Source organism: Cellulomonas algicola (assembly GCF_003851725.1).
Classification (GTDB): Bacteria; Actinomycetota; Actinomycetes; order Actinomycetales; family Cellulomonadaceae; genus Cellulomonas; species Cellulomonas algicola.
In genome coordinates this window covers 709-1029 of record NZ_BHYL01000496.1, presented here as the reverse complement: position 1 = coordinate 1029, position 321 = coordinate 709, and the positions used below count along the sequence as shown (strand labels likewise).

Genomic DNA, 321 nt, shown 5'->3' with positions numbered 1-321 from the left:
TGGGCAAGAGTGCGGCACGTTCGTCGTTGGTCGTGAACACGCGCGAGTAGGCCCACTCGGTGGCGAGGGTGCGATTGAGGCGCTCGGCCTTGCCGTTGGTCCAGGGGCAGTGCGGCCGGATGAACTTCAACGTGATGGCGAGGTCGGCCGCGGTCTTGCGGTAGTTCTTGGATCGGCGGTAGTTCAACGCGTTGTCGCTGATCACCCGCTCGACGCGGATGCCGTGGGTCGCGAAGAACGCGGTCGCGGAGGCGAGGAACGCCGCGCAGGTCGGGCCGGTCTCGTCGTCGTGGATCTCGGCGTATGCCAGGCGGGAGTGGT

The 321-nt window shown here is 67.0% G+C and carries 1 protein-coding gene; it reads right to left on the bottom strand.

Going from position 1 to position 321, the window contains the following annotated elements:
• Nucleotides 1-321 (bottom strand): integrase core domain-containing protein (locus CTKZ_RS21105; protein WP_200829880.1); only part of this gene is annotated, 321 nt, incomplete at both ends.